The organism is Bacillus sp. RC252 (assembly GCF_044909215.1).
GTDB lineage: Bacteria > Bacillota > Bacilli > Bacillales > Bacillaceae_G > Bacillus_A > Bacillus_A mycoides.
Genome location: NZ_JBIYDV010000007.1, coordinates 62818 through 75990 on the forward strand (window position 1 = coordinate 62818; position 13173 = coordinate 75990).

Genomic DNA, 13173 nt, shown 5'->3' on the forward strand with positions numbered 1-13173 from the left:
GCAGCTTATTTTCCGCTGCCAAACCATTTCTTCACTAATTTATCCATTTCTCCATTTTCTTGCATTTTCTTAATTACTTTATTAAATTCTTCTGTTTTATCACTATTTTTCGGAAGAGCAATTGCTGCACCTACTTCTTCTGGTGCTTCTTGAATTTCAATTCCTTGTAGTTCTTTCATTTTTTCTAAATAATTTTTTGCAACTGTGTCTTCTATAATTGCAGCGTCAAAACGACCAGCTTTAATTTCTTGTACGATTTCTGGTATACGGTCACGTCCCTCAGCTTTGAAATCGACTTGTTTCTGAAATTCTTTTGCCTTTTCTTCTTGAATTGATCCTGTTTGTACTCCTACTTTTTTCCCTTTTAAATCTTCTAACGATTTAATATTAGAGCCCTTTTTTGAAACGATCATATTTTTTGCAACAAAATAAATATCTGTGAAATCAGCATTATTTTTACGCTCTGCAGTTGGCGTCATACCCGCCATAACGAAATCAACTTTTCCTGAATTAAGAGATGCTAATAATCCGCCGAAATCCATGTCTTTCACTTTCACTTCGTATCCAAGTTCTTTTCCGATATATTTGGCAATATCAACATCAAAGCCGATAATTTCATCACTTTTTGAAGCTTCCACGTATTCATACGGTTTATAGTCTGCTGAAGTCCCCATAACGAGTACTTTTTTATTTTTTCCAGTAGCCTTTTCTTCCCCATTACTACAAGCACTGAACATACTTACAATTAAAATAAGTGCAAATGATATTGATAATAACTTCTTCATCTTTCTTCCCCCTAATAATGTATATTTAAAAGTTTAATAGAATATTTATTCGATGTTTGTATTGTATCAGCACTTTCATTTTTATGCAATATTTAAAATAAAAATAAATAGAAAAACAGCATTAAAGCTGTTGTCAATGCATAAAAACATGCATAAAATAACAATTTCCTGCATGTTTAATTATTTTAAAAACTAAATAAAAAAGGCGGTACACCCACTTGATCGTGGACATACCGCCTTTTTCTCTTCCCTATAGTTCTTCGCAATTATCTTCGAAATAAGATTGTAGTTTTGCAATTACTTGCATTGGTTCATGACCTTCAATTTCATGACGTTCTACCATCGTTACAATTTTTCCATCTTTCAATAACGCAAATGATGGAGATGAAGGTGGATATCCTTCAAAATATTCACGAGCTCTTGCTGTTGCTTCTTTATCTTGACCCGCAAATACCGTTACAAGGTGGTTAGGGCGTTTATCATAATGTACGGAATGTGCAGCAGCAGGACGAGCAATGCCACCTGCACAACCACATACAGAGTTTACCATTACAAGTGTTGTACCATTTCTTTTAAATGCTTCTTCGACTGCTTCTGGTGTCGTCAATTCTGTATATCCCGCAGAGACAATCTCTTCACGCGCTTGACGGACAACATCATTCATAAAAAAGTTAAAGTTAATCAATCTTTTCCCTCCTCTAATTCTACCTATTTGTATCTTACCAGTTAATGTTTAGAGAATACAAGTAAGTTTACTTGTATTTCAGCATAGAAAAGGTGTTAGAGCCCTGTTCTAACACCTTTTCTTTAATGACCACGATGTTTTTGCTTTGCTTTTTGTACTTTTATAAAACGTTTTCTCTGCTTTTCAGCTTCCCGTTTCTCCTTAGATTGCACTTTCTGTTCTTGTTTATGCAGTTCATAAGATAAACTAATTGCTTCTTGTGCCTTAGTAAAACGTTTTACATTTACTTCTTTTGCCGCTTGTCGTATGATACGCTTTATATTTTTTGGACGCTGTTTTTCTTTAACTTCCACACCGCATTTTGCAAAGTACTGGAAATATGCTAACATCGGACCATTCACAAATATAAGTACTTCCTCGTCTGAAGGTTCCATCCCAAAAATATACCTCGCTCCATACAATTTCTCTTTTTCTTTATGCGTAATAATTCCTACAAAAAATTGACCATCGTGATATACTGTCAAATCCATTGACAGCCCCTCCTTTAAAAAAATTAGAAATACTGGACATCCCGGAGGGGAAGGTTACTGACATGAAATCATGCGTCTGGACTACCGACCAGAACTGTGTTTTTGTATCTCTTCCAATATTATTATATATTTTTTTCCATAATTTTCATATATTCAACAATCATTTTTTTATGCGATCCTACAATATAATCAGGTAGCTCTGTCACCGGGAAGAATTTAAGCTGAACCGCTTCTTCTTTATTCATAACAAAATTCCCTTCGTATTCATCGGTATAATAGGCTGTCGTTACGGATTGAAACTCATCACCGTTTGTTAATTTTGAAAAATAGTTCGCTCCAGAAAATACATTGATTAATCGGAGGTTCTTTACTTCTATTCCTGTCTCTTCATATACTTCACGGTAAGCTGTTTCTTCTGGTGATTCACCAAGCTCCATTAGCCCGCCAGGCAACCCCCATTTTCCGTACGGCTCTGTTCTTTGCTGTAATAATACATATCCACTTTCATTTATAACGAGTACAACAGCACCAACTAAAATTAAAGGGCGATGACCAACTACTTTTCGTAATTCCTCTACATATCCCATCGTATCCCTCCTTTTTCGTTGTCCACACTATTGTATCATATGTATGAAACGACAAAATGCGTATATTTTTCATTTTTTTAACAAAACATTTATTTTATGCGCTTCATCTACTGTAGCTAACATAATGGATTCGATTTCTGCACTCTTCTCTAAACACTCTTTCGCCCACTCTTCTGTTTTTCCTACTAAAGCTAGAACATCTTGCTGAATCCTCCCATCCTTTACTAATACAAAAGAAACTGGAGATCTTCTTCCCGCCACTTTCAGATCAAGCCGCGAAACTGCTTCATATTCTGGATACTGAAATATAGAAACAACACCATTCGCTTCCCACAATGCTAATTTAATCGTTTGAATATCGCTCACATTTCGCATACGAATTTCCGAAAATAAATATTCCACCGTAATTCTCGCTTTTTTCAAATTGCTAAAATCAATGGAACCATTGTGTATAAGAATAATAGGTGCTGGCTCTAAAAAGCGTCTCCATCTATCCCATTTCAACATTAAGACTGAGCTTATAATGTGAAGTACAACGAGTATGAACGTTGTAATCATCGAGCCGAGTAACCCCACTTTTTCATCAGATAATGCGTTAGAAATATTCCCACCAAGCAATAATACTAATACGACATCTAAAAAACGAAGTTGTGCGATGGACCTTTGTCCCATCGCTTTCGCAACTAATATTAAAAATATGTATGCTATGATAGCTCGAATAACCCATTCACCATTAGATAGATGCCGTGCTCCTTCAAAAATATGCATATGCATCACTTTGCACTCCTTACCCGTCTCAAACTGCTATTCTGTCTTAGTTTGCAACGTTTAAGGGCATATATGTAAAAAAGCTAGTTCGTTTTTACACGAACTAGCTTTTTTACTTAACTGAAAACATATATTTTTTATACGTTTTCCGTACCGATAATATGAGCCCCATCATAATCATATTCGAAAATAAGGAACTTCCCCCATATGATAAGAAAGGTAATGCGATACCTTTTACAGGCATTAATCCAACGATCATACCGATGTTTTGGAATATTTGAACCGTTAGTATTCCTATTGATCCAGCACATAATAATGTACCAAATAAATTATCAGCAGAATAACCGATAATAATTGTTCGATATAGTAGTAATAGGAACAAGAACACAACTAACGCCGCTACTATAAATCCACCTTCTTCGGCAATTGTAGCGAAAATAAAGTCAGTGTGTTTCTCTGGAATATAGACGTTCCCTTCACCGAATCCTTTCCCTTCCATACCTCCACTACCTACAGCTAAAATCGATTGCTGTGTTTGATAGCCTTCATTTGCATTCTCAAATGGATTTAGCCAACCTATAATACGTGATTGTTGGTGAGGTTTTAACAAAGTAACTAATTTATTAAAGAAGAAATCTGGATATTTTACAAATATAAATATTAATGTAGACAATATGGTCACCGGAATGACTGTACATAACGCAATTAATTTCTTTTGAATTCCTGACATAAATAAAATACATGCGATAGCTGCTGCATATAAGAACACCATACCTGTATCCGGTTGGCTATATACAACGGCCATAGGCGGGAGGGATACTAGCATAATTTTACCTACTAATTTTAAATCCGTTTGGAATGTCCTTGCCATATACTGTGCATTATGCTTCACTGCTATACTTGCTACTACAAGAAGCAATGCGATTTTGAAAAACTCGGATGGCTGAATTTGTCCAAGTACTGGAAAAACGAACCACCTTTTTGCCCCTAACTTTTCAGGTGTGAAACCTGATGCTGGTAATACTTTCAAAAGAATAAGTGAAGCAAACCCAGCAATATAAAGCGGCCAAGACAATTTTTGCAACTGATCTAAGTCGATGCTAGCAACAAGAAGTAACAATACAACCCCAATTATGTAGTTAACTCCCTGCTTCATAGCAAAGTTTGCATCTCCATACTGTCCGGTTTGCTGACTGCTATATATAGCAGTTATACTTATAACACAAAATGCACACAAAATTAAAATTAATTTTACATCTAAACTTTTTAGAAACTCGGTACTTCTTTTCATGACATCCTCCTGAAACATTGTTACAGCAAAATAAAAAACCAGGAGTCAACATTCTTCATGTTTTGACGACTGATTACACATTATCTATAAAACACTTATATAGAATAACTCTCTTTTTCATACAATACAATATATTATACTACAGTTTCATCAGTAAGATTTGCCAAAAAAATTATTCTTTTCTTATTTTATATCTATATACCATATATCAGCAATGTATTTTCGTAAATTTCTAATACATAATCGTTCATTGTAAGATTACTGGGAAAAGTTTTGTACATATAGTAGGATGCAGATGAAGAAATAAGATGATAAAAAGCTCGCATAAGCGAGCTTTTTATTAATATACAGATGTATTGTTTTCTGACGTATTTTCTAAAATTTCTTTTACACGTCCTAAGAACTTACCACAAATTAAGCCATCTAGTACACGGTGATCAAGTGATAAACATAAGTTAACCATGTCGCGAGCACCGAACATACCATTATCCATAATTACTGGGCGTTTTACAATTGATTCAACTTGTAAAATAGCCGCTTGTGGGTAATTAATAATACCCATAGATTGAACAGAACCGAATGATCCTGTGTTATTAATTGTAAATGTTCCGCCTTGCATTTCGTCCGCTTTTAACGATTTCGTACGTACTTTTCCTGCAAGCTCTGTAATTTCACGAGCGATGCCTTTAATCGTTTTTTCGTCCGCGTGCTTAATTACTGGTACAAATAGTTCTTCCTCTGTTGCAACAGCGATAGAAAGGTTAATGTCCTTCTTCTGAACGATTTTATCGCCAGCCCACATTGAGTTAATTTGAGGATATTCTTTTAACGCCTGTGCTACTGCTTTTACGAAGAAAGCAAAGAACGTTAAGTTAAAGCCTTCACGCTTTTTGAAATCGCCTTTAATTGAGTTACGGTATGATACAAGGTTTGTCACATCTACTTCAATCATCATCCAAGCATGAGGTGCCTCATGTTTACTGCGTAACATATTTGCTGCAATTGCTTTACGCACACCTGTTACCGGAATTTCGATATCGCCAGGCATTGTTGGTACAGAAACTGGTTTTGCAGCTTCTACTTTTTGTGCTACTGGCGCTGCTTTTGGTGCTTCTGGACGCGCTTCTACTACTGCTGCTACCGCTACCGCTTCCTCTTTCTTCGCACCTGCTTGCGGAATATTTCCAGATTCCACTAGCTTTAAAATATCTTTACGAGTGATACGGCCATTTGCTCCCGTACCTTCTACTAAATCTAAATCAACATTATGCTCACCCGCAAGTTTTAAAACAGCTGGTGAAAAACGTGGTTTTCCATCAGTTGGTTGTTTTGCTTTCGGTGCTTTTTCAGGCGTAGCTACTTCTGCCTTTGGTTCTTCTTTTGTTTTTTCCTCAACAGCTGTCGCTGCTACTTCATCTGCGCCTTCTACTTGAATAACACAAACTACTTCACCTACAGCTAACGTCTCACCTTCGCCAGCTATTAGCTCTTTCACAATACCAGTGAAAGAAGATGGTACTTCAGCATTTACTTTATCAGTCATTACTTCTGCAAGCGGATCATACTTGTTTACGTGATCGCCAACATTAACGAGCCATTTACTAATTGTACCCTCTGTAACGCTCTCCCCGAGCTGAGGCATTGTGATATTTTCTACAGCCATGTATAGTCCCCCCGATTAAAATTCCGCAAGTTCACGCATTGCTTTTTCAACTTTATCTGGATTTACCATAAAGAATTTTTCCATTGTTGGTGCATATGGCATTGCTGGAACGTCTGGACCTGCAAGACGTGCGATTGGCGCATCTAAATCAAACAGACAGTTTTCAGCAATAATTGCTGCCACTTCACTTATAATACTTCCTTCTTTATTGTCTTCTGTTACAAGAAGAACTTTACCTGTTTTAGAAGCCGCTTCAATAATCGCTTCTTTATCTAACGGATATACCGTTCTTAAATCAAGAATGTGTGCAGAGATTCCATCTTGTGCTAACTTCTCAGCTGCTTGAAGAGCAAAGTGAACACATAATCCGTAAGTGATAACAGTAATATCATCACCTTCGCGTTTTACATCTGCTTTTCCGATTGGTAATACATAGTCATCTTCTGGCACTTCACCTTTAATTAAGCGATATGCACGCTTATGCTCAAAGAATAATACTGGATCTTCATCACGAATTGCAGCTTTTAATAAGCCTTTTGCATCATATGGTGTAGAAGGGATAACAATTTTTAAACCTGGTTGGTTTGCAAACATCGCTTCTACAGATTGTGAATGATACAATGCACCGTGAACACCCCCGCCGAATGGTGCACGAATTGTAACTGGACAAGTCCAATCGTTGTTAGAACGATAACGAATTTTTGCTGCCTCAGAAACAATTTGGTTTACTGCTGGCATGATGAAATCAGCAAACTGCATTTCAGCGATTGGACGCATACCATACATTGCCGCACCAATTGCTACCCCAGCAATTGCAGATTCTGCAAGCGGTGCATCAAGCGCACGATCTTCACCAAATTGATCATACAAACCGTGTGTCGCTTTAAACACGCCACCTTTTTTACCAACATCTTCTCCTAAAACGAATACTTTCTCATCGCGTTCCATTTCTTCGCGCATTGCTAATGTAATAGCATCAATATAAGACATTACAGCCATGAAACGTTCCCCCCTATTCTGCGTATACGTGCTTCAATGCATCTTCAGGTGCTGCATACGGAGCATTTTCTGCATATTCTGTTGCTTCATTTACGATATGCATAATTTCGTCTAGCATTTGTTTTTCAAATTCCTCAGTTAACACACCAACTTCTTTTAAATAAGCTGCAAATGTTATAATTGAATCTTTTTTCTTCGCTTCTTCTACCTCTTCTTTATCACGATAAACACGATCATCGTCGTCACTAGAATGTGCTGTTAAACGATATGATACTGCTTCAATTAAAGTCGGACCTTCACCACGACGACCGCGGTCTGCTGCTTCTTTTACAGCTTTATATACTGCAAGCGGATCGTTTCCGTCTATTGTATATCCAGGCATGCCGTAACCAATTGCACGATCTGATACGTTTTTACATGCTAATTGTTTTTCAACTGGAATAGAGATTGCATATTTGTTATTTTCACACATGAAAATAACAGGTAGTTTGTGTACACCAGCAAAGTTTGCTCCTTCATGGAAGTCACCTTGGTTTGAAGAGCCTTCTCCGAATGTAACGAACGTTACTAAATCTTTCTTCTCCATTTTTCCAGCTAGTGCAATACCAACTGCATGTGGTACTTGCGTTGTTACTGGTGATGATCCTGTAACAATACGATTTTTCTTTTGACCGAAGTGACCAGGCATTTGACGACCACCAGAGTTTGGATCTCCAGCTTTTGCGAAAGCAGACAACATAAGCTCTTTAGCTGTCATACCAAACGCTAGTACAACACCCATATCACGGTAGTATGGTAATGCATAATCTTTCTCTCTATCAAGAGCGAACGCCGCTCCAACTTGTGCAGCCTCTTGTCCTTGACAAGAAATTACGAATGGAATTTTACCTGCACGGTTTAATAACCACATACGTTCGTCAATTTTACGTGCAAGTAACATCGTACGGAACATTTCTAATACTTGCTCATCACTTAAGCCAAGCTCTTCATGGCGCTTTTCTTTTACTTCTGCCATTTTTCATAACCTCCTAAATCCACATTTTTATGCGTGTAACGCTCTTCCATCTACAGCAAGTGCCGCTTCACCAATCGCCTCAGATAATGATGGATGCGGATGAATTGTATGTGCTACTTCCCAAGGTGTTGCATCAAGTACTCTTGCAAGACCAGCTTCAGAAATCATATCTGTTACATGTGGTCCGATCATATGAACACCGAGAATGTCATTTGTTTCTTCATCAACTACAAGTTTTACAAAACCGTCTGATTCTCCGTATACAAGTGCCTTTCCGATTGCACGGAATGAGAACTTACCTACTTTTAACTTATAGCCTTTTTCTTTTGCTTCTTGTTCTGTTAAGCCGACAGAAGCAACTTCTGGACTACTATATACGCATTTTGATACCATAGAATAATCAATTGGTGCAACTTCTTTACCAGCGATATGTTCTACTGCAACAATTCCTTCATGAGAAGCAACGTGAGCAAGTTGCAAGCCACCGATTACATCTCCAATTGCGTAAATATGAGATTCCTTCGTTTGATAAAACTCATTTGTTTGAATGTATCCTTTTTCCACAACAATATCTGTGTTCTCTAAGCCCATATTTTGCGTATTCGCTTGTCTTCCTACAGATACAAGCATTTTTTCTGCTTTAAATGCTTTGTTCTCACCGTTATGTTCAGCTTGAATTGTTACTCCATTATCTTTTACCAATGTTTCTGGTAATACTTTTGCACCAGTTACCACTTTAATACCTTTTTTCTTGAATAGACGTTGCATTTCTTTGGAAACGTCATTATCTTCTAGTGGTAATATGTTTTTCGCATATTCTAATACAGTAACTTCTACACCGAAGTCAGCAAGCATAGATGCCCACTCAATACCAATTACACCGCCACCAACGATAATAATTGAACTAGGAAGCGTTTCCATTTTTAGGGCATGATCCGAAGACATTACATACTCTCCGTCTAACTCTAATCCTGGTAATGAATTTGGACGAGAACCTGTTGCAACAAGTACATTTTTTGGAATTAACATTTCATTCTCTTCTCCACTTGCAAGTTCAACTGAAATTGTACCTGGCATTGGAGAGAAAATAGATGGGCCAAGAATACGGCCAATACCTTCAAACACATCAATTTTACCTTGTTTCATTAAATGCTGAACGCCTTTATGAAGCTGCGTTACAATCTTCTCTTTACGCTCTTGTACTTTAGCAAAGTTTAGTTCTACATTACTTGCAATAACTCCGAACTCTTCTCCTTTTTTAGCAGTTGCGTATACTTCCGCACTACGTAAAAGAGCTTTACTAGGAATACATCCTTTGTGTAAACAAGTACCACCAAGATTTTCTTTTTCAACAAGTGCAGTTTTTAACCCTAGTTGTGATGCACGAATAGCAGCAACATATCCACCAGTACCGCCGCCAACGATGACTAAATCATATTCTCTTGCCATTATCTCAACCCCTAGCTACTGTTTGTTTTTCTCGTACAATATATTCTTTTGGAGCTTCTTCTTCACGTAATACACGAAGTGCTCCTTCTGCTAACGCTTGTAATTCATCTTCTCCTGGATGTACGATAACATCTGCAATCCAGTGAACACGTTCTTTTATTTCATCGACAAGAATTTTACTGTACGCAAGTCCACCAGTTAATACGATTGCATCGATTTTCCCGTGAAGTACAGCACTAGCTCCGCCAATCTCTTTTGCAACTTGATACGCCATTGCTTTATAAATAATAGTTGCTTCAGGATCACCTTTTTCAACCATTTGTTCTACTTTAATTGCATCGTTTGTACCGATAAGACTTACAAGTCCACCTTGTCCGACAAGTTTTTTAACCATTTCGTCTCGGTAATACTCACCAGAAAAACACATTTCAACTAATTGTCCTACTGGTACTGTACCAGCACGCTCTGGACTAAATGGTCCTTCTCCGTTTAAGCCATTATTAACATCGATAACTTTTCCTTTTTTATGAGCACCAACTGTAATACCACCGCCCATATGTGTAACTAATAAATTTAAATCCTCATATTTGTGATTTAATTCATCTGCCACTTTACGAGCAACTGCTTTTTGATTTAATGCATGGAAGATACTTTTGCGTTCCATACCAGCAATACCACTTATACGAGCAATTGGCTCCATCTCATCTACAACGACAGGATCCACAATGAATGCAGGAATGTTTAATCCAGAAGCGATTTCATATGCTAAAATGCCTCCAAGGTTTGAAGCGTGATGACCGCTAAACCCATTTTTTAAATCTTCTAACATCGCATCGTTTACTGTATACGTACCGCCTTCGATTGGACGAAGTAATCCACCACGCCCACAAACAGCGTTTAATTTTGAAATGTTAATACCATGAGAATGTAGAACTTCTAAAATCGTTTCTTTACGAAACTCATATTGGTCGATAATTCGCTTATATTTTCCAATCTGTTCTACGTCATGACGAATAGTTTCTTCTAGAACGGGTCTTTCATTATCAAAAACACCAATCTTTGTGGATGTACTACCTGGGTTAATAACAAGAATTCGATTTACAGACAATGTTGCTACCTCCACTAATAAATTTAAAAGGAAGTGGAAACCTCATAAGAGGTAACCACACCTTTTGTAAAAGTTATATATGAATGATTAGCGACGGCTAATAATGTCGTGACCGTTGCGTAAGTATGTGCTACGAGAGTTTTTCAAGCTTGCAATGCGCTCTTCAGCTAGACGATCTGCTGCTACATAAGTTGCTATGCCATCGCGTTTTGAAATTTCGATTACTTTTGCAATTGTGTCATAAATAGACTCAACACGTTTTAATGCACGTTCTCTATTGTATCCATATAATTCGTCTGCTACGTTAATTACGCCACCTGCATTAATAACATAGTCTGGTGCGTATACAATACCCATTTCATGAATAAGGTCGCCGTGACGATCTTCTTTTAATTGGTTATTTGCAGAACCAGCGATTACTTTTGCTTTAAGTTGTGGAATAGTTTCATCATTAACTGTTGCGCCTAATGCACATGGTGCGTAAATATCACATTCAACACCGTAAATTTCATTTGGCTCAACTGCTGTTGCACCGAATTCTTCTACTGCACGTTGTACAGCTTCTTTATTAATATCTGTAACGATTAATTTTGCTCCTTCAGCGTGTAAATGTTTGCATAGGTGATACGCTACGTTACCAACACCTTGAATAGAAATTACTCTTCCTTCTAGGTTATCTGTACCAAATGCTTCTTTTGCAGCTGCTTTCATACCACGGTAAACACCGTATGCAGTTACTGGAGATGGGTTACCAGAAGAACCGAATGATGGTGAAATCCCTGTTACAAAATCAGTTTCCTCATGGATAATATCCATATCATCTACTGTTGTACCAACATCTTCAGCTGTAATGTAACGTCCGTTTAGTCCTTGAATGTAGCGTCCTAATGCACGGAACATCGCTTCGCTTTTATCTTTACGTGGATCACCGATAATTACTGTTTTTGCACCACCTAAGTTTAAACCAGCTGCTGCATTTTTGTATGTCATCCCTTTTGCAAGACGCAATGCATCTTCAATCGCCGCTTCTTCAGAATCATATGTCCACATTCTTGTTCCACCAAGAGCTGGTCCAAGTGTTGTATCATGGATTGCAATGATTGCTTTTAAACCAGATTCTTTATCTTGACAAAATACCACTTGCTCATAATCATATTTTTCTAAGTATTCGAAGATTTCTAATGTCATTGTCGTTTCCCCCTAATTGTTTTACCCTATTTGGTTTATTTTGAAGCAGTCGCAACTGCCAATGCTAATGAATATACTTTTGTTTCTGCTGAATCAGCACGTGATGTTAAAACAATCGGTGCTTTAGCGCCAGCAATCATCGCTCCTACCTTTGCATTTGCAAAATAGACGAGTGATTTATATAGCACATTTCCAGCTTCAATCGTTGGGACGAGTAAAATGTCTGCCTTACCTGCTACATCACTTACTATGCCTTTATGTTCTGCTGCAATTTGTGATACTGCATTATCTAAAGCAAGTGGTCCATCAACGACACAATTTTTAATTTGTCCGCGGCGATTCATTTGAGTTAACATCGCTGCATCAATTGTCGCTTGCATCGCAGGATTAACAACCTCTACCGCTGCAATTGGCGCTACCTTTGGCAAATCAATTCCTATTGCCTTGGCAACTTCTACAGTATTTTGTATAATAGCAGCTTTTTGTGTTACATCAGGTGCAATGTTCATCGCTGCGTCTGTAACAAAAATAAGACGATCGTAATTTGGAACTTCAAACGCTGCAACATGTGAAAGCACGCTGCCCTTACGAAGTCCCCACTCTTTATTTAATACAGCTTTCAAAATATTTGCTGTTGGGATGTTCCCCTTCATTAGCACATCTGCTTCGCCATTGCTTACAGATTTAACAGAAAGTTCTGCAGCCTCAGCACTTGACGCTGCTGCAATCACTTCAATATGTTCTGAAGTTTGTAACCCATGCTCTTGTAGCATCCCTATTATTTTCTCTTGATTTCCATATAGACGAAATTGAGCTAGCTGTAACTTGATTGCTTTCGCTACAGCTTCAATTACTTCATGATCTTCAGCTACTGCTACAGCCACAGTTTTTTTAGGCTGTCTTGCTGCTTGATCAATTAAGTGTTCTAACTTCATATTTTGTAATCAACCCTTTCCGTCGTCCCTCGTCTATTCATTAAGCAAATACCGTGCCAACTTTCAAAAGTGGTCTTACCAATAATGAAAACGCATTCAAAATGCAGCGAAATCAATACTTTGGAAAACAACGAAATATTCTGTCTCGTTTTGTCGCTTTTTGTATACCA

The 13173-nt window shown here is 37.6% G+C and carries 13 protein-coding genes; all 13 read right to left on the reverse strand.

Translation table 11 applies throughout. From position 1 onward, the window contains the following. Positions 1 to 5: 5 nt before the first annotated feature. The gene (locus ABH960_RS11740; protein WP_002192550.1) at positions 6 to 785 is read right to left on the reverse strand and encodes a transporter substrate-binding domain-containing protein; all 780 of its coding nucleotides are present in this window, start codon (positions 783 to 785) and stop codon (positions 6 to 8) included. Positions 786 to 1035: 250 nt separating this feature from the next. Beyond that, the gene (locus tag ABH960_RS11745) at positions 1036 to 1449 is read right to left on the reverse strand and encodes a BrxA/BrxB family bacilliredoxin (RefSeq protein ID WP_002015097.1); all 414 of its coding nucleotides are present in this window, start codon (positions 1447 to 1449) and stop codon (positions 1036 to 1038) included. Between the two features lie 143 nt (positions 1450 to 1592). Further along, the gene (locus tag ABH960_RS11750; RefSeq protein WP_002067071.1) at positions 1593 to 2000 is read right to left on the reverse strand and encodes a YjdF family protein; all 408 of its coding nucleotides are present in this window, start codon (positions 1998 to 2000) and stop codon (positions 1593 to 1595) included. A gap of 122 nt (positions 2001 to 2122) precedes the next feature. Then, positions 2123 to 2587 carry an NUDIX hydrolase gene (locus ABH960_RS11755; RefSeq protein ID WP_002138271.1) on the reverse strand — a complete coding sequence of 155 codons (465 nt, stop codon included), beginning with the start codon at positions 2585 to 2587 and terminating at the stop codon, positions 2123 to 2125. Between the two features lie 69 nt (positions 2588 to 2656). Further along, positions 2657 to 3361, reverse strand: a complete 705-nt coding sequence (locus tag ABH960_RS11760) for a DUF421 domain-containing protein (protein ID WP_113937098.1) — start codon at positions 3359 to 3361, stop codon at positions 2657 to 2659. 106 nt (positions 3362 to 3467) lie between these two features. Further along, on the reverse strand, positions 3468 to 4646 hold the full coding sequence (locus ABH960_RS11765) for an FtsW/RodA/SpoVE family cell cycle protein (protein ID WP_113937097.1): 1179 nt from the start codon (positions 4644 to 4646) through the stop codon (positions 3468 to 3470). Between the two features lie 340 nt (positions 4647 to 4986). Further along, positions 4987 to 6309 carry a dihydrolipoamide acetyltransferase family protein gene (locus tag ABH960_RS11770; protein WP_404445282.1) on the reverse strand — a complete coding sequence of 441 codons (1323 nt, stop codon included), beginning with the start codon at positions 6307 to 6309 and terminating at the stop codon, positions 4987 to 4989. 15 nt (positions 6310 to 6324) lie between these two features. Further along, positions 6325 to 7308 carry a 3-methyl-2-oxobutanoate dehydrogenase subunit beta gene (bfmBAB, locus tag ABH960_RS11775; protein ID WP_000290070.1) on the reverse strand — a complete coding sequence of 328 codons (984 nt, stop codon included), beginning with the start codon at positions 7306 to 7308 and terminating at the stop codon, positions 6325 to 6327. A gap of 13 nt (positions 7309 to 7321) precedes the next feature. Continuing rightward, positions 7322 to 8323, reverse strand: a complete 1002-nt coding sequence (bfmBAA, locus tag ABH960_RS11780) for a 3-methyl-2-oxobutanoate dehydrogenase subunit alpha (protein WP_002033961.1) — start codon at positions 8321 to 8323, stop codon at positions 7322 to 7324. Positions 8324 to 8350: 27 nt separating this feature from the next. Beyond that, positions 8351 to 9772: a dihydrolipoyl dehydrogenase gene (gene lpdA, locus ABH960_RS11785; protein WP_002015090.1), complete on the reverse strand. Its 1422-nt coding sequence runs from the start codon at positions 9770 to 9772 to the stop codon at positions 8351 to 8353. A 4-nt stretch (positions 9773 to 9776) separates the two neighbouring features. Next, positions 9777 to 10880, reverse strand: coding sequence for a butyrate kinase (buk, locus tag ABH960_RS11790; RefSeq protein ID WP_404445287.1), 1104 nt, complete (start codon positions 10878 to 10880; stop codon positions 9777 to 9779). 87 nt (positions 10881 to 10967) lie between these two features. Beyond that, entirely contained in the window at positions 10968 to 12068 is a 1101-nt protein-coding gene (locus ABH960_RS11795) for a leucine dehydrogenase (protein ID WP_002015088.1), read from the reverse strand. Positions 12069 to 12103: 35 nt separating this feature from the next. Beyond that, positions 12104 to 13003, reverse strand: a complete 900-nt coding sequence (gene yqiS, locus ABH960_RS11800) for a phosphate butyryltransferase (protein WP_404445290.1) — start codon at positions 13001 to 13003, stop codon at positions 12104 to 12106. Positions 13004 to 13173 lie beyond the last annotated feature (170 nt).

Bases quoted from the DNA above. Each gene is read 5' to 3' on its own strand.
- ABH960_RS11740 (WP_002192550.1), bottom strand. From the start codon at position 785: ATGAAGAAGTTATTATCAATATCATTTGCACTTATTTTAATTGTAAGT.
- ABH960_RS11745 (WP_002015097.1), bottom strand. From the start codon at position 1,449: ATGAATGATGTTGTCCGTCAAGCGCGTGAAGAGATTGTCTCTGCGGGA.
- ABH960_RS11750 (WP_002067071.1), bottom strand. From the start codon at position 2,000: ATGGATTTGACAGTATATCACGATGGTCAATTTTTTGTAGGAATTATT.
- ABH960_RS11755 (WP_002138271.1), bottom strand. From the start codon at position 2,587: ATGGGATATGTAGAGGAATTACGAAAAGTAGTTGGTCATCGCCCTTTA.
- ABH960_RS11760 (WP_113937098.1), bottom strand. From the start codon at position 3,361: ATGCATATGCATATTTTTGAAGGAGCACGGCATCTATCTAATGGTGAA.
- ABH960_RS11765 (WP_113937097.1), bottom strand. From the start codon at position 4,646: ATGAAAAGAAGTACCGAGTTTCTAAAAAGTTTAGATGTAAAATTAATT.
- ABH960_RS11770 (WP_404445282.1), bottom strand. From the start codon at position 6,309: ATGGCTGTAGAAAATATCACAATGCCTCAGCTCGGGGAGAGCGTTACA.
- bfmBAB (WP_000290070.1), bottom strand. From the start codon at position 7,308: ATGGCTGTAATGTCTTATATTGATGCTATTACATTAGCAATGCGCGAA.
- bfmBAA (WP_002033961.1), bottom strand. From the start codon at position 8,323: ATGGCAGAAGTAAAAGAAAAGCGCCATGAAGAGCTTGGCTTAAGTGAT.
- lpdA (WP_002015090.1), bottom strand. From the start codon at position 9,772: ATGGCAAGAGAATATGATTTAGTCATCGTTGGCGGCGGTACTGGTGGA.
- ABH960_RS11795 (WP_002015088.1), bottom strand. From the start codon at position 12,068: ATGACATTAGAAATCTTCGAATACTTAGAAAAATATGATTATGAGCAA.
- yqiS (WP_404445290.1), bottom strand. From the start codon at position 13,003: ATGAAGTTAGAACACTTAATTGATCAAGCAGCAAGACAGCCTAAAAAA.